The organism is Streptomyces ziwulingensis, assembly GCF_039542605.1.
GTDB lineage: Bacteria > Actinomycetota > Actinomycetes > Streptomycetales > Streptomycetaceae > Streptomyces > Streptomyces ziwulingensis.
The window spans coordinates 19845-40068 of record NZ_BAABIG010000089.1 but is presented as its reverse complement, the minus strand read 5'-3'; the positions used below and the strand labels follow the sequence as shown (position 1 = coordinate 40068).

Here is a 20224-nt window from a genome sequence, read left to right as displayed (position 1 = left end):
ACCGGCGGGCCGCCGGGGCTCAACCGTGCACAGGTGGGTCCCAAGGGTCCGGTTTCGTCCCGTGCGGGGCGGGCTCGGCGAGGTCGCCGGCGGCCAGCAGGGCGAGGACGACCTCGTACAGGTCGCTGCCGGAGGCGAGCAGTTGCCGCTCCAGGACGGGTTCGGCGCTGCGCACGTGTTCGCGGACGGTCTGGGCGTGGACGCCCAGCGTCCGGGCCGCCCGCTCGGCGTTGCCGCCGGCCGCGACCCAGGCCCGCAGGGTGCGGCGCGGGTTGCGGGCGTCCGCGTCGAGCCGGGCGAGCAGCTCGCCGGCCCAGGTGCGCAGCGCGGGCCGGGTCAGCAGGTCGGTGAACCGTCCCGGGGCCGGCTCGTCGGGGGCGCCGGGGCCCGGCCGGCGTCGCAGGCCCGCCTCGGCGTTGAGGGCCACGTGGACGGCGGCCCGGGCGGTGAGGTCGGCGAAGTCGGTGCGCAGCAGCCGTTCCACCCGGTCCATCCGGGCGCGGACGGTGTTGCGGCTGACGCCGAGTATCTTCGCGGCGTTGACGGCGGTGAACTCCAGGCCGAGGCGGGTGGTGGCGAGCAGTTCGGCACGGGTGTGGTGCGGCAGCGTGTCCAGCGGCCGCAGCAGGCGGGCCGTGAAGCCGTCCAGCGCCACCGGGTCCATCAGGCCCTCGGGGCGGGTGCGTTCGGCGTACACCGCGGTCCGGCCGGGGCGGACGCGGGCGACGGCCAGCGCCGACGCGGCCTGCCCGTACGCGGCGGCGGTCTGCGCCAGGCTGTGCGGGGCGCTGCCGCCGAGGTAGACGTCCGGGGTCCGGCCGACCAGCGAGCGCAGCGTCTCGCCCTCGCTCTCGTGCGGCGCCACGACGATGACGTGTCCGTCCACGGCCGGGCAGCGCACGACGAGCGCGCGCTCGCGCGTCGCCTCCCGGCACTCCTCGGCGAGCCGGTCACGCCGCGAGGGGTGGCTCTCCAGGACGTGGACGCAGGCGGTGTCGGCGTCCAGCAGCCCCGGCCAGAGCCCGGCGGCGACCCGCCGGGCGGAGACGGTGTCCTCCACCATCAGCAGTTGCAGGATCGCCAGCCGCAGAGCGGCGGCGGCCCGCCGCAGCCGCCGGCCGGCCTCGGCGGACTCGTGGGTCGCCAGCACAAGGGCGACGACCTGGGCGGTGCGGACGACGATGTCGAAGGTGTGCCGGTCGAAGGGAACACCCCGGGTCACCGCGAGCACGGCGGCCGCCGGGTCCCGCGGGGGGACGCGGGCGGGGTGGGCGGGGTGAGCCGGGTGGGCCGGACCGCCGACCGGTTCGGCCCCCTCGACCGGGTCGGCTCCGTCGGCCGTGCCGGCCCGCTCGATGCCCTTGCCCCGTTCGACGCGGACGAGACGCCGATGGTGTCCCGCCGCCTCCCACGCGGCGGTGGCGAGCCGGCCCGAGGTGAGGGCTCGTACGAGCGTCCGGTCCAGTACCGCCGGGGTGCCGGCGAGCAGGCGGCCGGTGCCGTCCTGGAGCGAGACGTCCCCCTGGACGGTGTCGGCCAGCCAGGCCACCACCCGGTGCACGTCGCTCCCGGCCGGCCGCAGGTGGTCGAGCAACTGCTCCGCCCACCCGGCCCGCCGGCCGCCGTCGTCCTCGCGGCCCACCACGTCGGGGCTCTCCTCGTCCTCGGCGTCCTCGCCGTCCTCGCCTCTCACCGGGCCCGGTACCCGGCCCGGGACGGAAGACGGGACCCTACCCCATGCCGGGCCGGGCCGGGTGATCTTCCAGGGGCCTTGCGCAACCGGCGCCGGCGGGCGGCATAAGCTCGGCGGATGGCGAAGTACTTCGACGTGCACCCCGACAACCCGCAGCCGCGCACCATCTCCCAGATCGTGCAGAGCATCCGCGCGGACGCGCTGATCGCGTACCCGACGGACTCCTGCTACGCGCTGGGCAGCCGGCTGGGCGGCCGTGACGGCATCGACCGCATCCGTTCCATCCGGCAGCTCGACGGCCGGCACCACTTCACCCTGATGTGCCAGGACTTCGCACAGCTCGGGCAGTTCGTGCGGATCGACAACGACGTGTTCCGGGCGATCAAGGCATCCACGCCCGGCAGCTACACGTTCATCCTGCCCGCGACGCGCGAGGTCCCGCGCGTGCTCCAGCACCCGAAGAAGAAGACCGTCGGGGTACGCATTCCGGACCACGTGGTCACCCAGGCGCTCCTCACCGAACTCGGGGAGCCGCTGCTCTCCAGCACGCTGCTGCTGCCCGGCGAGGAGGAGCCGCTGACCCAGGGCTGGGAGATCAAGGACCGGCTCGACCACGTCCTGGACGCGGTGGTCGACTCCGGTGACTGCGGCACCGAGCCGACCACGGTCGTCGACTTCTCCGGGGACGAGGTGGAGATCGTACGGCGGGGCGCGGGCGACCCGGACCGGTTCGCCTGAGCGGCCGGGGCGCCGCCCGGACCCGGGTCGTACACCCTGGGGGGCGGTCGGCGAGAGGGACGGGCGGGCGTGCCACGATGACACGATGACCGCGGTGGCCCGCCCGGTTGACGGGCGGGCCGTGTGCCGACGTCACCACAGAGAGGCAGCCCAGCCATGACCGCCGTACAGGGAACCGCTGTCGACATCCCCACCGAGGACGGCACCGCCGACGCCTATCTGGCGCACCCCGGCGACGGGGAGCCGCATCCGGCGGTGCTGTTCTACATGGACGCCTTCGGGCTGCGGCCGCGGCTCCGGTCCATGGCCGACCGGCTGGCCGGTGCCGGGTACACCGTGCTGGTGCCCAACGTGATGTACCGGCACGGGCGGGCGCCGGTCGTCGAGCTGCCCGACTTCATCGACGACGCGTCGCGGCCGGGGATCTTCGAGCACCTTGTGCCGGTCATGCGGACGTACACCACCGACCTGGCGATGCGGGACGCGGACGCGTTCCTGCGCTGGCTGGCCGCGAGCCCGGTCGCGGCGGACGGTCCGGTCGCGCTGACCGGTTACTGCATGGGCGCCCGGCTCGCGCTGCTCACCGCCGGCACCTACCCCGATCGGGTCGCCGCCGCGGCCGGCTTCCACGGCGCGCAACTGGCCCCCGGCGGACCGGACAGCCCGCATCTGGTGGCGGACCGGATCACCGCCGAGCTGTACTTCGGCCACGCCGACCAGGACGAGTCCCTCCCCCCGGAGCAGCAGGAGCGCCTGGCCGCGGCCCTGACCGCGGCCGGCGTCCGCCACCGCTGCGAGGTCTACGCCGGCGCGCACCACGGCTACACGCAGGCCGACACCACCGCGTACGACGAAGGGGCCACCGAGCGGCACTGGACGGCACTGCTCGACCTGCTCAAGCGCACGTTCTGAGCGGGATGTGGTGCAACGCCCGCTGAAGGGTGCGTTCCGCTACAGCGTCCGGAAGAGGTCTTTTCAGATCGGCCCCCGGTAGACCTTGCCCCGCGCCACCTCGCCCGTTAGACCTTGCTGCACGACACGCGGGTGCTCTGGGGGGAGTTGGCGCATGGAAGGTACGGTCGACGGGTTCCGGTACGGGTGGGTGACCCCGGTGGCGGCCTATCTGATGGCTTGTCTGGGCGGGGCACTGGGACTGCGCTGCACGGTCCGGTCACTGCTCCACGCGCCGTCGTTCAAGGCGGGGTGGCTGGCGCTGGGTACGGTCTGCATCGGCTGCGGGATCTGGACGATGCACTTCATCGGCATGACCGGTTTCCAGGTCGTGGAGACCCGCATCCGCTACGACGTGCCGCTCACCGTGCTCAGCCTCGTCGTGGCGGTCGTCGTGGTCGGCATCGGCGTGTTCATCGTGGGGTACCGGGGCACCGGGCGCGGCGCGCTGGCCCTCGCGGGCCTCGTCACCGGGCTCGGGGTGGCCGCCATGCACTACCTGGGCATGGCGGCGATGCGGCTGGACGGGGACGTCCGCTACGACGCGGTGACCGTCGTCGTCTCGGTCGTGATCGCCGTGGCCGCCGCGACGGCGGCGCTGTGGGCGGCGGTGACCGTCCGGGGGTTCCTGGCGAGCCTCGGGGCCAGCCTGGTCATGGGCGTGGCCGTCTGCGGCATGCACTACACGGCGATGTCCGCGGTCAGCGTCCATGTGCACGGCACGGCGGGCGGCTACTGGGCGGGCGACTCGCCCACCTCCCTGCTGCTGCCGATGCTGCTCGGCCCGGTCGTCTTCCTGCTGCTGGCCGGGGTGGTGGTGATGTTCGACCCGCTGCTGGTGCTCGGCGAGGGCGAGTGGAGCCGGCCGCCCGCCCCCGGCCGGGGCCCGTCCGCCCCGGCCGGCCGCGGGTCCGCTCCCCCGGCCGCGCACCGGTCCTCGGCGCCCACCCCCGTGCCTCCTGCCGTGCCCACTTCCCGGTCCGCTCCGCCGTCCGCTCAGGGTCCCTCCGCCGTCGGCCGTCCCGGTGGGACCGGCCGTCCCGGACCGCCCCGCGGCCCCGGCGCCTCGCACCGGCCGCCGACCGTGAACTCCCACCCCCGGCAGCGGCGTTGACGGCCGTCGACGGTCGCTGACAACGGGGGCTCCGCCTGCCGCGGACCCGCGGACCGTTGTTACGGTGCCGGGATGCCTGACTCATCACGTGACACCGCCGAAGGCGCCGGCTGGGGCACCACCGAACGCGGCGCGTACCGGCGGCTGATGCCGGAGCGCGTCGAGAAGATCTCCTGGCTCGACCCCAGGATGCTGTGGGCCGCCCGCAACGGCGTGCTGGCCTCCCTCTTCGGGGACCCCACGGGCCGTACCCGGTCCCGCTGGGTGGCGCAGCGCGCCGCGGCCGGGGCCGCCGCCGACAAGGTGATCCGCCGGGACGACCCGGACCGGTTCTCCTTCCTCGTCATCGGCGACACCGGGGAGGGCGACGATCCGCAGTACGCGGTGGTGCCGGGGCTGTTGCGGGCCGGCGCGGACACCCGGTTCGCGGTCCTCGCCAGTGATGTGATCTACCCGGTGGGCAGCGCCGACGACTACGGCACCAAGTTCTTCCGCCCGTACCAGGACTATCCGGCGCCGGTCTACGCCATACCGGGCAACCACGACTGGTACGAGGACCTCGGCGGTTTCATGCGCGTCTTCTGCGGGGACGCCCCGCCGCTGCCGCCCGAACCGGCGCCGCGCCTGCTGAGCCGCGCCCGGCTGCGCGCCCTGCTGTGGCACCGGCCGCGCCCGGACGACGGGCGCCACCTGACCGAGGCGCGGGCGCTGCGCTCCGCGCCCGGGCAGCGGGCCGAACAGCCCGGTCCGTACTGGGCGATCGACGCGGGACCGGTGCGCATAGTCGGCATCGACACGGGACTGCTGGGCACCCTCGACGCCGAGCAGGGCGCCTGGCTGCGCGAGGTCTCCCGGGGGCGGCGGCCGAAGATCCTCGTCACCGGCTCGCCCCTGTACGTCGACGGCGAGCACCACCCGTGCCCGATCGAGGGCGGTGGCACCGTCGACGAGATCGTCCGCGACCCGGAGCACCACTACGTCGCGGCGATAGGCGGCGACATCCACAACTACCAGCGCTACCCGGTGCGGGTGGGCGAGCGCACGATCCAGTACGTGGTGGCGGGCGGCGGCGGGGCGTTCATGCACGCCACCCACACCATCCCCCGGGTGAACGTCGGCGGGGTGAGCGAGCGCGACTTCCGCTGCTATCCGCTGCGCGGCGACTCGCTCGCCTTCTACAGCGCGCTCTACGGCCGCCGGCTGCGGCTGCGGCGCCTGTTCACCCTCACCGCGGACGAGGCGACCGCCGCCATAGCCGAGCGGCTGGAGATCGGACCGACCCGCGCCGGCAGCGGTGCGGCGCGGGTCACCCGGCGCTCCCGGCTGGTCGCCGGGCTGCTGGGCACCGGGAGCCGCCCCGAGAAGAGGAAGCGGTTCCGGCTGCCGGTGCGGAAGATCTACACGCAGGTGTTCTCGCCGGGTTCGGCGACGTACAGCCCGCCCTTCTTCAAATGCTTCCTGCGGCTGGACGTGACTCCCGAGGCGGTGAAGCTGCGCTGCCACGCCGCCACCGGCAACCGGGCGCAGGAGATCGACCCGCCGATCGAGGACGAGGTGGTGATCCCGCTGGTCTGACCGGTCACCGGCACTCCGGTCACCGGCGACCCGGTCACCAGCGACCCGGTTCGCTGCCGGTCAGCGGCTCGGAGGGGCGGCCGTCGACGCCGACGGGGACGTCTCCGGCGAGCATCACGCGGTGCATGATCCGCGGGTGCTCCAGGTGCGCGCTGTCGCCGGGCGCGAGATGGATGGTGGCCCGGTTGTCCCAGAAGGCCACGCTGCCCGGCTCCCAGCGGAAGCGGACCGTGTACTCGGGCCGGGTCGCCTGCTCCAGCAGCATCTGGAGGACGGCGGCGCTCTCGGGGCGGGAGAGGCCGGTGATCTGCTCGACGTAGTAGCCGTTGACGTACAGCACCCGCTCCCCCGTCTCCGGGTGGACGCGCACCAGCGGGTGGTCGGTGGCGATCTGGTGGTCCAGCAGCCGGCGGACGTAGGCGTCGTCGCCGGGCCGGGGCTGGTAGCCGACCCCGAGCCGGTGTTCGGCGCGCAGCCCGTCGACGAACGCCCGCAGCGGGGCGGAGAGTCCGGCGTAGGCGGCGGCCAGGTTGGCCCAGGTGGTGTCGCCGCCGTAGGGCGGGACGGTCTCGGCGCGCAGGATCGTCGCGGCCGGCGGGTCGACGCGGGCGCCGTGGTCGCAGTGCCAGCCGCGCAGCAGGGTGTGGCGGCGGCGCGCGAGCCACTCGTCGTGCTCCATGCCGAACCGCCCGCCCAGCTCCAGGCGGTCGGCGGTCGTCTCGATCTCGGGACGGTCCGGCGGGGACGCCTTGCCGCGGCGGGGCAGGACGACGGGGGTGCCGAAGCGGCGGGCGAGGGCGACGTGCGCGTCGTGGTCGAGCCGCTGGTCGCGGAAGAAGACCACCTTCCAGCGCAGCATCGCCGCCCGCACCGCGGCGACCTGCGCGTCGTCGAGGGGGCCGGCCAGGTCGACGCCGGTGAGGTCGGCGCCGATGTGGCCCGCGGCGGGCCGCACCTCGATCCCGGTGTCCGCGTCCCGCCGTACGGTCCGCTCCGCCGTGGTCCTGTCCGTGGTCATGCGCGCTCCGAGGGGTCGTTCCGGGTCAGATCCGACGACGAGCGTGTCAGTCCCCGCCGGTTATGGCGACAGCGCCCCGGGGAACCCGGCACCGGGTTGATCATCGCCGTGCCGTCCCGGAGGCTGTAAGGGGCGGCACCCGCCGCCCGTACCGTCCCGCAGTCGAGGAAAGGTCTCTCCCGTGGTCAGCATCCCGGCACACACGCTCAACGACGGCCGCCCGCTCCCCGCCCTGGGCCTGGGCACCTGGCCGATGGACGACGCGGAGGCGGAGCGGACGGTGGCCGAGGCCCTGGGCCTGGGCTACCGCCTGGTCGACACGGCGACGAACTACCGCAACGAACGGGGCGTCGGCCGCGGGCTCGCCGCCAGTGGCGTCCCGCGCGAGGAGATAGTCGTCACCACCAAGCTCCCCGGCCGCCACCACGGCTACGAGACGACGCTCGCCTCCTTCGAGGAGTCCCGCACCCGCCTGGGCGTGGACTACGTCGACCTGTACCTGATCCACTGGCCGCTGCCGCGGGTGGACAAGTACGTGGACTCCTTCAAGGCGATGCTCAAGCTCCGCGAGGACGGTCTGGTGCGCTCGGTCGGCGTCTCCAACTTCACCGCCGAGCACCTGGAGCGGCTGGAGAAGGAGACCGGTGTCCTGCCCGCCGTCAACCAGATCGAGCTGCACCCGTTGCTGCCGCAGGAGGAGCTGCGGGCCTTTCACACGCGCAAGGGCATCGTCACCGAGAGCTGGAGCCCGCTGGGACGCGGCAGCGACGTGCTCGACGACCCGGCCGTCGCCGCGGTCGCCGAGGCGCACGGCGTGACGCCCGGCCAGGTGGTGCTGCGCTGGCACGCCCAGCTCGGCGCGGTGCCCATCCCCAAATCGTCGGACCCCGGCCGGCTCCGCGCCAACCTGGACGTCTTCGGCTTCGAGCTGGACGACGAGCAGATGCGGGCGGTCGCCGGCCGGGAGCACCGGCGGCTCGGCGGCGACCCGGAGACGCACGAGGAGTTCTGACGCTTCAGACGTGTCCGACCCGTTCGGACGTGTTCTGACGTGTCCGACGCGCTCCGAGGTGTTCCGGAGCGGGTCACTCCGCCGGCAGCGGCTGTTCCGCCCAGATGGTCTTGCCGCTGCCGGTCTGCCTGCTGCCCCAGCGCTGGGTGAGCTGGGCGACCAGCAACAGGCCCCGGCCGCCCTCGTCGAAGGCGTGCGCCCGGCGCAGGTGCGGTGAGGTGGAACTGCCGTCGGACACCTCGCAGATGAGGCTGCGGTCGCGGATGAGCCGCAACTGGATGGGCGGCTCGCCGTACCGGATGGCGTTGGTGACCAGTTCGCTGACGACGAGTTCGGTGACGAACGCCGTCTCGTCCAGCCCCCAGGCGGTGAGCCGGGCCATGACGGACCGGCGGGTGGCGGCGACCTGCGCGGGGTCCGCCGAGACGTCCCAGGTGGCGACGCGGTCGGCACCGAGGGCCCGGGTCCGGGCCAGCAGCAGGGCGATGTCGTCGCTGGGGTTCTCCGGCATCACCGCCTTGAGCACCGAGTCGCACAGCGCGTCCAGCGAGGCGACGGGCGCGGCCAGCGAGCGGCACAGCTCGGCGGTGGCGTGGTCGACGTCCCGGTCCCGGTCCTCGATCAGGCCGTCGGTGTACAGCGCCACGACCGCGCCCTCGGGCAGCCTCAGCTCCGTCGACTCGAAGGGCAGGCCGCCGACGCCCAGCGGCGGACCGGCGGACATGGGCACGAGCCGTGCGGTGCCGTCCGGCAGGACGAGAGCGGGCGCGGGATGTCCCGCGCCGGCCAGGGTGAGGTTCTGGGTGACCGGGTCGTAGACGGCGTACAGGCAGGTGGCGCCGACCTCGGCGACCCCGTCGCCGTCGCCGTCGTCGCCCGAGGCCAGATGGGTGACTAGGTCGTCCAGATGGGTGAGGAGTTCGTCGGGCGGCAGGTCCACGTCGGCGAGGGTGCGTACGGCCGTGCAGAGCCGGCCCATGGTCGCCGAGGAGGGGATGCCGTGGCCGACGACGTCGCCGACGACCAGCGCGACCCGGCTGCCGGAGAGCGGGATGACGTCGAACCAGTCGCCGCCGATGCCGGCCGCGGAGCCCGAGGGCAGATAGCGGTGGGCCACCTCGACGGCCGCCTGGCCGGGCAGGCCGGTGGGCAGCAGGCTGTGCTGGAGGGCCAGCGCGGTGCTGCGTTCCCGGGCGAACCGGCGGGCGTTGTCCACGCAGACGGCGGCCCGGCTGGCCAGTTCCTCGGCGAGGACGACGTCGTCGGCGACGTAGGGGGCCTGCGGGTCGGCGCGGGCGAGGACCCCGACGCCGAGGATGGTGCCACGGGCCCGCAGCGGCACCGACAGAGTGGAGCGGACGCGGTCGCGGAAGCCGCGATTGTGCGGGGCCTGGGCGTTGCGCGCGCGCATCCAGCGGTCGAAGTCCTCCTCGCCCGGTCCGCTGAGCACCGCCCGCCCCTCCTTGACCGCGCGGGCGGGCCCGGAGTACGGCGGGTAGACGTCGCTCTCGCCGAGGTGCACGGAGGGGTGCGGGAAGCCCTCGCGGGCGGCGCGGTGGGCCACCCGGCGCAGGGAGACGTTCTCGGCCGCCACCGCGAGGGGCTCGGTGGCCCCCAGCACCCAGTCGAGCAGGTCGACGCTGGCGAAGTCGGCGAACCGGGGCACCAGGAACTCGATCAGCTCCTCGGCGGTGCGGACCACGTCCAGGGTGGTGCCGATGCCGGCGGCGGCCTCGTTGAGCAGGTCCAGCCGCTGGCGGGCGCGGTGCTGCCCGGTGGTGTCGAACCCCGCCATGGCGACGGCGGCGATCTGGTCGTCCGCGTCGCGGACCGGCCACATCTCGACCGTCCAGGTGTGCTCGCCCAGCCGGGAGGAGACGGGCGTATAGCTCTCGTACTGGGTGGGCCGGCCCGTCTCGGCCACCCGCCGCAAGTGCCGCAGGAACCCGGAGCCGTCCGCGTCGACACCTTCCATCACCTCCGGCAGCAGCCTCCCGATCAGCTCCTCCTCCGGCACGCCCAGCATCCGGCAGGCCGTGTCGTTGGCCCGCAGATAGCGCTGGTGGACGTCGTGGACGGACATCGACACGGACGACTGCCGGAAGGTCTCCCCGGTCAGCACGAGCGGCGCGTCCCCCGGCGGCCCGGTGGTCACCGCGTAGCCGTGCGGTGCGCCGTCGGCCCCCAGCAGGGGCCAGCTCCGCAGGGTGAGCGGTACGGCGGTGCCGTCCCGGTGCCGGACCAGTACCGTGCCCGTCAGCGCGGCGGGGCCCCCGGGCGGCGGCTCCTGGGCGAGCAGCTCACGCGCGGCCCGGCCGACGGCCTCCTCGGCCGGCCAGCCGGTCAGTTCCCGGGCGCCCTCGCTCCACCCCGTCACCCTGCCGTGGGTGTCCACGATCGCCGCAGCGGAGGCCTGCTCCATGCCGTCCAGGATTATCCCTTTACGCCCCGCTATCAACTGCGGCGGTGCCGGAGTCACCGAAGTCGTCGCCGGAGCCGCGGTGGGCGCGCACCGCGGCGAGGGCGCGGTCGGCGTGGGCGGCCATGCGCAGCTCGCTGCGGACGACGTCGAGGACGGTGCGGTCCTCGGCGAGCACGAAGGTCACCCGTCTGGTCGGGGCCAGGGAGAATCCCCGGCGCACCCCGAAGCGCTCGCGGACCGTGCCGTCCGGGTCGGAGAGCAGCGGCATGCCGAGCGAGTGGCGGCCGGCGAACTCCCGCTGCCGCTCCACGGTGTCCCCGCTGATCCCGACCGGCCGGGCGCCGGCGGCGGCGAACTCGGCGGCCAGGTCGCGGAAGTGGCAGGCTTCCGCGGTGCAGCCGGTGGTCAGCGCGGCGGGGTAGAAGAAGAGCACCACCGGGCCGTCGGCCAGCAGCTCGCTCAGACGGCGTTCGGTGCCGGTCTCGTCCGGCAGCGCGAAGTCCTCGACGGTGTCGCCGGGACCCGGTACCCCGCTCATGACCGGCCCTCCCCGTTCCGGGCGACGCCGCGGGCCCACAGCACCAGGGGCACCTGGAGCGGCAGCCGTCCGTAGGCGGCGGCCCGCTGCGGCGCGGGGCGGTGCCGCCAGTCCACGGCCATCTTGACGTTGGCGGGGAAGACACCGGCGAAGAAGGCGGCCGCGGCCAGGGCGGTGGTGCGCCGGGTACGTGGCCAGGCGACGCCGGCCGCCAAGGCGAGTTCGACGGCGCCGCTGGCGTACGTCCAGGCGCGGGGCGTGCCCGGCAGGCCGCGCGGGACGATCGCGTCGAAGGTGCGGGGGGCGGCGAAATGGGCGACGCCCGCGGTGGCCAGCAGGCCGGCGAGCAGCAGGGGTGAGCGTTCGGACCGTGGCACGGTTCCTCCTCAGGGGGCCTGCCGCGCGATATTACTCGACGGTAAGCCGCGCCGGGGCGGAGCCGTCCCGGCAGGTGGGCCGGGGCGGGCCGGGGCGGGCCGGGGCGGGCCGGGGCGGGCCGGTCCGCCGCCAGGGGCTGCCTCACTCCGGCCCCACCAGCCGCCGCTCCCATCCCGCCGGTCCGGCCGGTCCCGCCCGTCCCGGGATCGGCGTTGGGCGGCGCGGGGACACGGGGACACTGGGGCGCTGGGGCACAGGAGACGGCCCGACCGCCCGAACCCGGTGGACGCCCCCGCACCGGCCCGGCGGCGGCGCGAGCCGCCCGGCGGCCGCACGGCCGTACTCCCGGCTCAGGCCCCCGTACCGCTCCGCCGCCCCTTCACAGGCGGGCCCCCCGGCGTTCGGCGGTGAGCAGCCACGCGAGGTAGATGCCGCCCGCCACGCCGGTCAGCACGCCCACCGGGAGCAGTGCCGAGCCGGTCACCCGCTGGGTGACGAGGTCGGCGGCGGTCAGCAGGAACGCGCCCATCCAGGCGGCGGGCAGCACGCCCGGTCCCGACGCCCGGGTCACCCGGCGCGCGAGCTGCGGCGCGGCCAGGGCCACGAACGGGATCGGACCGGCCGCGGCGACGGCCAGCGCCGTGAGTCCGGTGCCCGCGCTCAGCAGTACCAGACGGGTCCGCTCCGGCGGCACACCCAGCGCGGCGGCGGTGTCGTCGCCCATCTCCAGCAGGGTCAGCCGCCGCGCGCACACCAGGATCACCGGCAGCAGGGCCACCAGCCCCAGGCCCACGACCGTGACGTCGTTCCAGTCCCGGGCGTTGAGCGAGCCGATCATCCAGCTCGCGGCCTGCGCCGCCTTGCCGATGTCCGCGCGCACGAAGAGGAAGCTGGTCGCCGCGCCGAGCACCGAGGAGGCGCCGATGCCGACGAGTACGAGCCGGTAGCCGTGCACACCGCGCTTCCAGGCGAGCAGATAGACGGCCGCGGCGGTGGCGAGGCCGCCGAGGACCGCGCCGAGGGCCGTCTGCGCCGCGCCCGCGTCCAGGACGATGATCGCGACCAGCGCGCCGGCCGAGGCGCCGTTGCCGAAGCCGATGACGTCGGGGCTGCCGAGCGGATTGCGGGTCAGCGACTGGAACACCGCGCCCGCCGCGCCCATCGCGAAGCCCACCAGGGCGGCCACCACCGCGCGCGGCAGCCGCAGGTCGAGCACGACGAACCCGGCGCCGGGCGGGCCGTCCCCGAAGAGTGTGCGCACCACCTCGGCCGGGGACAGCTCGTACGTCCCGGTGCCGACGGCGAGGACCATGGCGAGGGCCGCGGTCACCGCGAGGACCGCGCAGACCAGGACCGCCCGGGTGTCGAACCGCAGCGACCAGCGGCCCGCGCGCAGCAGCCCGCGCCGCATGTCGACGCGAACCGTCGCCGCCGCCGTCGCCTTCGCCCCCGTCCGGTTCCGTACGGTCTCGTCCGGTACGGCCTGGCCCCGTACGGGACCGTTCTGCACGGGGCTCACAACTGGGCCACCTTCCGCTGCCGTACCAGGTGGATGAAGAGGAGCCCGCCGATGAACGCGGTGACCGTGCCGGCCTCGATCTCGGAGGGCGGCACGACGACCCGCCCGAGCACGTCGGAGACGAGCATCAGCACGGGGGCGAACACCGCGCAGTACGGCATGAGCCAGCGCGGGTCGGGCCCGCAGAACGCGCGGGCGGCGTGCGGGATCATCAGGCCGATGAAGCCGATCGGCCCGCAGAGGGCGGTCGCGCCGCCGCACAGCAGGGTGATGGCGACGACGGAGAGCACCCGCACCCGCCGCACCCTGGTGCCCAGCGCCAGCGCGTGGTCCTCGCCGAGGGCGATCGCGCCGAGCGGCCGGGCCAGGGCGAAGGCGAGCAGCGCGCCGGCCACGAGCAGCGGCGCCGCCTTGAGCAGCAGGGCGGCGTCGCGGCCCGCGAGGGTGCCGACGGACCAGTACCGCATCTCGTCCAGGGTGCTCAGATGCCAGAGCTGGAGGCCGTTGACGTAGCCGAACAGGGCCGCGTTGACGGCGGTCCCGGCGAGCGCGAGCCGGACCGGGGTGGCCCACCGGCCGCCGCCGAGGGCGTTGACGGCGGTGGCGGCGACGGCGGCGCCGATGAGCGCGAACCACAGGTAGCCGGTGAACGAGGTGATGCCGAGGACACTGATCGCGGTCACCACCGCCGCGGCGGCGCCCGCGTTGACGCCGAGCAGCCCGGGGTCGGCCAGCGGATTGCGCGTCAGGGTCTGCATGACGGCGCCGCCGAGGCCGAGGGCGGCGCCGACCGCGGCGCCGATGAGGGTGCGCGGCAGCCTGAGGTCCCGCACGATCGCGTCGTTCTCGGTGCCCGACGGGCCGAACAGGGCGGACCAGACCTGGTCGAGCGGTATCTGCTTGGTGCCGACCGCGAGCGACAGGGCGGCCGCCGCGACCAGCAGGACCAGACCGAGCACCAGGCCGCCCGACCGCACGGCGGCCCGGGTACGGGGCTTTGGGGCGTCCGGCGCCGCGTCCGGCGGGGCGGGGGCGGTCGCGGCGCTCACGAGAGGACCGCCGTACCGGGGCGACCCCGGGGCGCGGGGGCCGACTTGGCCCGGTGCTGGGCACACATTCCAATGGACATGTGATTAGCTTAGGCTACCCTTACCGGGCTGTTGACGATCTGGTCGACGCCCTGCCGCTCCGCCTGCCCTCGAACCAGCGTCACGGAGAACACCGATGACCACCCTGTCCCCTTCCGCCCCCCGTGACGCCACCGCACCGGACGTCCGCCCCGTACGGGTCACGGGCCCGCGGGTCGCGCGCCTCCTGGCGGAGGCGGAAGGGGCCGACGCGGTACGACGCGCCGCCCTGGCGGGCGAGTTCTGGCGCGAGGCGGAACGTTCCGGCACGCCGCTGGTCGAGGAGTTGGCCGGCGATCCGGGCCACCGCGCGGTCACGTTCCTGTGGCGCGGCCATCGCACCACCCGTCAGGTGCTGTTCTTCGGCAACCGCCTCACCGACCGCGACCACCTGGCCGGTTCACTGCTGGAGCGGGTGCCGGGCACCGACGTCTGGCACCTGGGCCTGCGGCTGCGCGCCGACCACCGGGCCGGGTACCGGATGGCCGCCGACATCTCGCTCCGGCAGCCACCGACCGACCCGGCCGGTCTCCAGCAGCGGCTGCGGTCGCTGTCGGCGCACGCCGCCGCCGACCCGCTCAACCCCCGTAAGGTCGCGACCCGCTGGCAGCCCGCGGACGGTTCGGTCTTCGCCCTGCCGAAGGCCCCGGCCCAGCCCTGGAGCGGCCGGCGCGGCACGGTCCCGGCCGGGCGCGTCGAACGGCACCGGGTGGCGGGCGCCGCCCCGGTGGGCGACCGGGACACCTGGGTCTACCTGCCGGCGGGTCACGAGCCCGGCGCGGGCGTGCCGCTGCCGGTGGCGGTCCTGTGCGACGGTGACATGTGGTTCGGGCGGATGGGTTTCGCCGACACCCTCGACGCGCTGATCGCCGACGGTGCGATCCCGCCGCTCGTGGTGGTGGCACCGGACGCCGTGGACCGGCAGACCCGGTGGCGCGACCTCGGCGGCCGGGAGCACTTCGTGGCCTTTCTGGCCGACGAGTTGCTGCCCTGGGCGGCGGGCCGCTGGCCGCTCACCACCGACCCCCGGCAAACCGTGGTCGCCGGGCAGAGCCTCGGCGCGATGACCGCGCTGTACGCCGCGCACCTGCGGCCCGAACGGTTCGGCAAGGTGCTCGCTCAGTCCGCCTCCCTGTGGTGGCGCCCCGGACTGCCCTCGCCGGCCGCCGCGAAACCCGCCGTCTCCGGCGAGCCCTGGCTCGCCGGCCGCTACGCCACCACGCCGTCGCGGCCGGTGACGGTCCATCTGGACGTCGGACTCCACGAGGGCGCCATGGTCGACCACAGCCGCGCCCTGTACGACGCGCTGCGCGCGGCCGGCCACGCGGCCACCTTCGACACCTACAACGGCGGCCACGACTACGCCTGCTGGCACGGAGCGCTGGCCGACGGCCTGGTCCGGCTGCTGGGCCGCGCCGCCCCCTGATCCGTCTCTTTCCGCCCTGTCCATCCGATCCGCATGACTCGATGCGCATGACGAGGAGTTCCACCCACATGTCCTTCGCACGCACCTCTCGCAGAACCGTCCTGACGTCCGCTGCCGCCGTGGTGAGCGGAGCGCTCCTGCTGACCGGCTGCGGGGACGACGGCGGCGGCGACGGCGACAGCGCGGGCGGCACGGGATCGGACACCCGTCAGGTCACCGACGCCACCGGCCGTGCGGTCGAGGTGCCGGCCGACCCGCAGAAGGTCGTCGCGCTGAGCGAGCCCACCCTCGACGCCGCCCTCGCGCTCGGTGTCCAGCCGGTCGGCGCCACCGCGGGCCGCGGCCAGCAGGGCGTCTCCACCTACCTCGCCGACAAGGCGTCCAAGGCGCAGGTCGTCGCCACCGTCGCCGAGGCCGACATGGAGAAGCTGGCCGCCCTCCAGCCCGACCTGATCCTGCTCGACGAGACGACCGCGGTGAAGACGCAGGTCGACAAGTTGGAGTCGATCGCCCCGACGGTGGTCACCGCCAAGCTCAACGAGGACTGGAAGAGCGCCTTCACCGCCACGGCCGACGCCCTGAACAAGAAGGCCGACGCCGAGAAGTGGCTGAGCGGCTTCGACACCGACGTGGCCGCCGCCAAGAAGGAACTGGGCGACAACGCGGGCGCGGTCGTCAGCGTGGTCCGCTGGCAGAACGGCGCGCCGTCCGTGGTCGGCCGCGGCAAGAACCACGTCGGCTCCACCCTCACCGCGCTCGGCCTGGACCGGCCGAAGGACCAGCGGGGCGCCGGCACCGGCCACAGCGAGCCGGTCAGTCTGGAGAAGCTCTCCACCATCGACGGTGACTGGCTGTTCTTCGGCACGCTCGGTGAGCGGGCCGACGGCGAGAAGGCGTACGCCGAGGCGGTGAAGGTGCCCAACTTCTCCAAGCTGAAGGCCGAGGAGGAAGGCCACGTCGTCGTGGTCCAGGGCTCCGCCTGGAACAGCGCCGGCGGTCCGCTCGCCGCGCGGATCGTGCTGGACGACCTGACCAAGGCGCTCAGCTCATGAGCGCCGCGCTGGACGGCCGCCTCGCCCTCGTGACGGGTGCGGGCCGGGGCATCGGGGCGGCGGTGGTCACGGCGCTCGTCGAGGAGGGCGCCCGGGTCGTCGCCACCGACCGGGACGGCGACCACGTCGAGGCGGTCGCCGACAAGCACGGCGACCGGGTCGTCGCCCGCCCGCTCGACGTCACCGACGCCGCCGCCGTCGAGGCGCTGGTGGCGGAGACCGAACGGGACCTCGGCCCGCTGGACATCGCCGTGAACGTGGCCGGCGTCCTGCGGGACGCGCCCGTCGCCGACCTCCGCGAGGAGGACTGGGCGGTCCACTTCGCCGTCAACACCACCGGCGTCTTCCACGTCTCGCGGGCCGCCTCCCGCCGCATGGCCGGACGCGGACGGGGCAGCATCGTGACCGTCGCCTCCAACGCGGGCGGCATCCCCCGCGCGAACCTGTCGGCGTACGCGGCCTCCAAGGCGGCCGCGGTGATGTTCACCAAGTGCCTGGGCCTGGAGGTGGCCGGCCGCGGCGTGCGCTGCAACACCGTCTCCCCCGGCTCCACGATGACCGACATGCAGCGCGCCCTGTGGACGGCCGGCGAGGAGGAGTCCTCCGCCCGGCGAGTGATCGACGGGGACCTGGCCTCGTACCGCACCGGCATTCCGCTCGGGCGGATCGCGGACCCCGCCGACATCGCCGACGCCGTCGTCTTCCTCGCCTCCGACCGGGCCCGCCACATCACGATGCACGACCTGTACGTGGACGGCGGCGCCACCCTGCGGGCCTGAATCCTCCCGGCTCACGCCCACCCCCACTGGAGACAGTCATGTCCGTATCCCTGCACGAACCCGCTGCCGCACCGGTCTCCCCGGGCGCGGCCACCTCTCTGCTGGACGCCTACCAGCCGGCCGGCGACCGCTTCCTCGCCACCCCGCACCGGACCCTGCTGGGCCGCGGCACCGCCGTCGGGATACCCCACGACTCGCGTCCGGCCGCCCTGCGGGTGAAGGAGACGCTCGGCGCGCTGCGGCGCTCCGGGACCGCGGCGCCGGTGGTCGTCGGCGCGCTGCCCTTCGCGCCGGACGCCCCGGCGGCGCTCGCGGTGCCCGAGACCGTGCACTGGGCACCGCCGCTGCGCGAGGACCCGCTGGTCGCGCTGCACGTGCCCGACGGGGCCGACCGGCCCGAGTGGCGGGTCCGCGAGGTGCCGGCGCCCGAGCACTACGGCGCGGCGGTCGCCTCGGCCGTGGCGCGCATGCGGGCCGGGGAGTTCGACAAGGTCGTCCTCGCCCGCACCCTGGAGCTGACCTCCGGCCGTGAGCCGGACCTGCCGGGCATGCTGCGCCGCCTCGCCCGCCGCGACCCGGCCGGCTACACCTTCGCCGTGCCCAGCGGCCCCGGCCGCACCCTGATCGGCGCCAGCCCCGAACTGCTCGTCGCCCGGCAGGGCGGCAGGCTCACCGCCAACCCGCTGGCCGGCTCCGCGCCGCGCAGCGAGGACCTGGCGGAGGACGTCCGGCGCGCGGTGGCGCTCCTGGAGTCCGAGAAGGACCTGCACGAACACGCCGTGGTGGTGGCCGCCGTACGGGAGGCGCTGGCGCCGTTCTGCACCTCGCTGAAGGTGCCCGAGCGGCCCACGCTGGTGCGCACCGCCGCCATGTGGCACCTGTCGACCACGGTCACCGGCGAGGTCGCCGACCCCGACGAGGTCACCGCGCTCGACCTGGCGTCGGCGCTGCACCCCACCCCCGCGGTGTGCGGCACGCCCACCGAGCTGGCCCGGCGGGTGATCGCCGAGTCGGAGCCCTTCGACCGGGGCGCCTACACCGGCATGGTCGGCTGGCAGGACGCCGACGGCGACGGCGAGTGGGTCGTCACCATCCGCTGCGCCGAGGCCGAGGGCCGCACCCTGCGGCTGTTCGCGGGCGCCGGGGTGGTGGCGGCGTCCACGCCGGAGGCCGAGACGGCGGAGACCGCCGCCAAGTTCCGCACCTTCCTGCACGCCGTCGGAGCCTCGCTGTGACCCTCACCCCCGGAGTGGACGCGCCCACCTGGCCGGCCGAGTTCGCCGCGCGCTACCGTGCCGCCGGCCACTGGCGCGGCGAGACCTTCGGCGGGGTGCTGCGCGAGCGCGCCGCCGCCCACCCCGACCGGATCGCCCTGGTCGACCCGGCGCCCGAGCGCCGCACCTGGACCTACCGGGAGCTGGACGAGCGCGCCGACCGGCTGGCCGCCGGGTTCCTGGCGCGCGGCATCGCCAAGGGCGACCGGGTCGTCGTGCAGCTCCCGAACACCGGCGAGTTCCTCGAAGTGGTCTTCGCGCTGTTCCGGATCGGCGCGCTGCCGGTGTACGCGCTGCCCGCGCACCGCGAGACGGAGATCTCCCACTTCTGCTCCTTCGCCGAGGCCGTCGCCTACGTCGTGCCCGACGTGCACGCCGGTTTCGACCACCGGGAGCTGGCCGCGAAGATGCGCGAGCGGACGCCGGGCCTGCGGCACGTCTTCGTGGCCGGCGACCCGGGCGGGCACACCGCGCTGAGCGAGGTGCCGTGCGAGCCGGCCGGGCCGTTCGACGGGCCCGAGCCGCACGAACTGGCCTTCCTCCAGCTCTCGGGCGGGACGACGGGCCTGTCCAAACTGATCCCGCGCACCCACGACGACTACCTGTACTCGCTGTGGGGCTCCAACGAGATCTGCGGTGTCGACGAGGACACCCGCTTCCTGGTCGCGCTGCCGGCCGCGCACAACTTCCCGATGAGTTCGCCCGGCTGGCTGGGCGTGCTGTACGCGGGCGGCACGGTGGTGCTCTGCCCCAAGCCCGATCCGGCGACCGCGTTCCCGCTGATCGAGCGGGAGCGGATCACCATGACGGGGCTGGTGCCGCCGCTCGCCCTGGTCTGGACCGAGGCCGCCGCGACGGCCGGGCACGACCTGTCCAGCCTGGAGCTGATGCTGGTCGGCGGCGCCAAGTACAGCGAGCAGGCCGCGCGGAGGCTGGAGCCGGCCCTCGGCTGCCGGCTGATGCAGGTGTTCGGCATGGCCGAGGGCCTGGTCAACTACACGCGGCTGGACGACGACACCGAGACCGTCGTCACCACGCAGGGCCGGCCGATCTCCCCGGACGACGAGATCCGGATCGTCGACGACGCGGACCGGGACGTCCCGGAGGGCGAGTTCGGGCATCTGCTGACCCGCGGCCCGTACACCATCCGCGGCTACTGGCGGGCCCCCGACCACAACCTGCGCGCCTTCACCGAGGACGGTTTCTACCGCACCGGTGACATCGTGCGGCGCACCCCGACCGGCCACCTCGTGGTCGAGGGACGGGCGAAGGACCAGATCAACCGCGGCGGCGAGAAGATCGCCCCCGAGGAGGTCGAGAACATCATCCTCGCCCACCCCTCGGTGCACGACGTGTCGGTGGTCTCGGTCCCCGACGAATACCTCGGTGAGCGCTCCCTCGCCTACGTCATCCTGCGCGCGGACGCCGAACCGCTGAAGCCGGTCGCCGTCAAACGGTTCGTCCGTGAGCGCGGCATCGCCGCCTACAAGGTCCCCGACCTGGTCGAGTTCGTCGACGTCTTCCCGCAGACCGGCGTCGGCAAGATCAGCAAGAAGCACTTGCGCTCCGTCGCCGAACAGTCCTGACCGTACGAGAGGTCCCTCCCCC

At 74.7% G+C, this 20224-nt stretch carries 17 protein-coding genes; 10 read left to right on the top strand and 7 right to left on the bottom strand.

Going from position 1 to position 20224, the window contains the following annotated elements; translation table 11 throughout:
• Positions 1-19: 19 nt before the first annotated feature.
• Entirely contained in the window at positions 20-1645 is a 1626-nt protein-coding gene (locus tag ABEB00_RS33105) for a helix-turn-helix domain-containing protein (RefSeq protein WP_425586621.1), read from the bottom strand.
• Between the two features lie 165 nt (positions 1646-1810).
• Between ABEB00_RS33105 and ABEB00_RS33100 the strand changes: the two genes are divergently transcribed.
• The 4 genes from ABEB00_RS33100 to ABEB00_RS33085 all read left to right on the top strand — a co-directional run bounded on the left by ABEB00_RS33100 (position 1811) and on the right by ABEB00_RS33085 (position 6071).
• On the top strand, positions 1811-2431 hold the full coding sequence (locus tag ABEB00_RS33100) for an L-threonylcarbamoyladenylate synthase (RefSeq protein ID WP_345624398.1): 621 nt from the start codon (positions 1811-1813) through the stop codon (positions 2429-2431).
• Between the two features lie 156 nt (positions 2432-2587).
• Complete coding sequence (locus ABEB00_RS33095) at positions 2588-3343, top strand: dienelactone hydrolase family protein (RefSeq protein ID WP_345624397.1); 756 nt, start codon at positions 2588-2590, stop codon at positions 3341-3343.
• 154 nt (positions 3344-3497) lie between these two features.
• Complete coding sequence (locus ABEB00_RS33090; protein ID WP_345624396.1) at positions 3498-4496, top strand: MHYT domain-containing protein; 999 nt, start codon at positions 3498-3500, stop codon at positions 4494-4496.
• Positions 4497-4568: 72 nt separating this feature from the next.
• Complete coding sequence (locus ABEB00_RS33085; protein ID WP_345624395.1) at positions 4569-6071, top strand: metallophosphoesterase family protein; 1503 nt, start codon at positions 4569-4571, stop codon at positions 6069-6071.
• A 34-nt stretch (positions 6072-6105) separates the two neighbouring features.
• Here ABEB00_RS33085 and ABEB00_RS33080 read toward each other — a convergent pair whose 3' ends face one another.
• Entirely contained in the window at positions 6106-7089 is a 984-nt protein-coding gene (locus ABEB00_RS33080) for a TauD/TfdA dioxygenase family protein (RefSeq protein ID WP_345624394.1), read from the bottom strand.
• Positions 7090-7270: 181 nt separating this feature from the next.
• On the opposite strand from ABEB00_RS33080, the gene ABEB00_RS33075 reads away from it, so the two are divergent.
• Positions 7271-8101 carry an aldo/keto reductase gene (locus ABEB00_RS33075; RefSeq protein ID WP_345624393.1) on the top strand — a complete coding sequence of 277 codons (831 nt, stop codon included), beginning with the start codon at positions 7271-7273 and terminating at the stop codon, positions 8099-8101.
• A gap of 73 nt (positions 8102-8174) precedes the next feature.
• Here the strand turns inward: ABEB00_RS33075 and ABEB00_RS33070 are convergent, their stop codons facing one another.
• From ABEB00_RS33070 to ABEB00_RS33050, 5 genes are all read right to left on the bottom strand, one after another.
• The gene (locus ABEB00_RS33070; RefSeq protein WP_345624392.1) at positions 8175-10523 is read right to left on the bottom strand and encodes a SpoIIE family protein phosphatase; all 2349 of its coding nucleotides are present in this window, start codon (positions 10521-10523) and stop codon (positions 8175-8177) included.
• A gap of 19 nt (positions 10524-10542) precedes the next feature.
• Positions 10543-11061 (bottom strand): peroxiredoxin, encoded by a 519-nt coding sequence (locus ABEB00_RS33065; RefSeq protein WP_345624391.1) that lies wholly within the window; start codon positions 11059-11061, stop codon positions 10543-10545.
• A complete protein-coding gene (locus ABEB00_RS33060; protein ID WP_345624390.1) occupies positions 11058-11438 on the bottom strand; it encodes a DoxX family protein in 381 nt (126 codons plus the stop codon). The genes ABEB00_RS33065 and ABEB00_RS33060 overlap by 4 nt, the downstream gene beginning before the upstream one ends.
• 380 nt (positions 11439-11818) lie before the next feature.
• The gene (locus ABEB00_RS33055) at positions 11819-12850 is read right to left on the bottom strand and encodes a FecCD family ABC transporter permease (RefSeq protein WP_345624538.1); all 1032 of its coding nucleotides are present in this window, start codon (positions 12848-12850) and stop codon (positions 11819-11821) included.
• Between the two features lie 104 nt (positions 12851-12954).
• A complete protein-coding gene (locus ABEB00_RS33050) occupies positions 12955-14007 on the bottom strand; it encodes a FecCD family ABC transporter permease (protein WP_425586618.1) in 1053 nt (350 codons plus the stop codon).
• Positions 14008-14182: 175 nt separating this feature from the next.
• Here ABEB00_RS33050 and fes point away from each other — a divergent pair, with 175 nt between their 5' ends.
• The 5 genes from fes to ABEB00_RS33025 all read left to right on the top strand — a co-directional run bounded on the left by fes (position 14183) and on the right by ABEB00_RS33025 (position 20202).
• On the top strand, positions 14183-15511 hold the full coding sequence (gene fes, locus ABEB00_RS33045; protein WP_345624389.1) for an enterochelin esterase: 1329 nt from the start codon (positions 14183-14185) through the stop codon (positions 15509-15511).
• 68 nt (positions 15512-15579) lie between these two features.
• Positions 15580-16563, top strand: coding sequence for an ABC transporter substrate-binding protein (locus ABEB00_RS33040; RefSeq protein ID WP_345624388.1), 984 nt, complete (start codon positions 15580-15582; stop codon positions 16561-16563).
• Complete coding sequence (locus tag ABEB00_RS33035) at positions 16560-17342, top strand: 2,3-dihydro-2,3-dihydroxybenzoate dehydrogenase (RefSeq protein ID WP_345624387.1); 783 nt, start codon at positions 16560-16562, stop codon at positions 17340-17342. Before ABEB00_RS33040 ends, ABEB00_RS33035 begins: the two co-directional genes overlap by 4 nt.
• A 38-nt stretch (positions 17343-17380) precedes the next feature.
• A complete protein-coding gene (locus ABEB00_RS33030; protein ID WP_345624386.1) occupies positions 17381-18577 on the top strand; it encodes an isochorismate synthase in 1197 nt (398 codons plus the stop codon).
• Positions 18574-20202 carry a (2,3-dihydroxybenzoyl)adenylate synthase gene (locus ABEB00_RS33025; RefSeq protein WP_345624385.1) on the top strand — a complete coding sequence of 543 codons (1629 nt, stop codon included), beginning with the start codon at positions 18574-18576 and terminating at the stop codon, positions 20200-20202. The genes ABEB00_RS33030 and ABEB00_RS33025 overlap by 4 nt, the downstream gene beginning before the upstream one ends.
• Positions 20203-20224 lie beyond the last annotated feature (22 nt).

What these genes read in the sequence shown, in the direction of transcription:
- ABEB00_RS33090 (WP_345624396.1), top strand. Translation starts at nt 3,498, where the DNA reads ATGGAAGGTACGGTCGACGGGTTCCGGTACGGGTGGGTGACCCCGGTG.
- ABEB00_RS33040 (WP_345624388.1), top strand. Translation starts at nt 15,580, where the DNA reads ATGTCCTTCGCACGCACCTCTCGCAGAACCGTCCTGACGTCCGCTGCC.
- ABEB00_RS33085 (WP_345624395.1), top strand. Translation starts at nt 4,569, where the DNA reads ATGCCTGACTCATCACGTGACACCGCCGAAGGCGCCGGCTGGGGCACC.
- ABEB00_RS33080 (WP_345624394.1), bottom strand. Translation starts at nt 7,089, where the DNA reads ATGACCACGGACAGGACCACGGCGGAGCGGACCGTACGGCGGGACGCG.
- fes (WP_345624389.1), top strand. Translation starts at nt 14,183, where the DNA reads ATGACCACCCTGTCCCCTTCCGCCCCCCGTGACGCCACCGCACCGGAC.
- ABEB00_RS33035 (WP_345624387.1), top strand. Translation starts at nt 16,560, where the DNA reads ATGAGCGCCGCGCTGGACGGCCGCCTCGCCCTCGTGACGGGTGCGGGC.
- ABEB00_RS33030 (WP_345624386.1), top strand. Translation starts at nt 17,381, where the DNA reads ATGTCCGTATCCCTGCACGAACCCGCTGCCGCACCGGTCTCCCCGGGC.
- ABEB00_RS33100 (WP_345624398.1), top strand. Translation starts at nt 1,811, where the DNA reads ATGGCGAAGTACTTCGACGTGCACCCCGACAACCCGCAGCCGCGCACC.
- ABEB00_RS33070 (WP_345624392.1), bottom strand. Translation starts at nt 10,523, where the DNA reads ATGGAGCAGGCCTCCGCTGCGGCGATCGTGGACACCCACGGCAGGGTG.
- ABEB00_RS33055 (WP_345624538.1), bottom strand. Translation starts at nt 12,850, where the DNA reads ATGCGGCGCGGGCTGCTGCGCGCGGGCCGCTGGTCGCTGCGGTTCGAC.
- ABEB00_RS33095 (WP_345624397.1), top strand. Translation starts at nt 2,588, where the DNA reads ATGACCGCCGTACAGGGAACCGCTGTCGACATCCCCACCGAGGACGGC.
- ABEB00_RS33065 (WP_345624391.1), bottom strand. Translation starts at nt 11,061, where the DNA reads ATGAGCGGGGTACCGGGTCCCGGCGACACCGTCGAGGACTTCGCGCTG.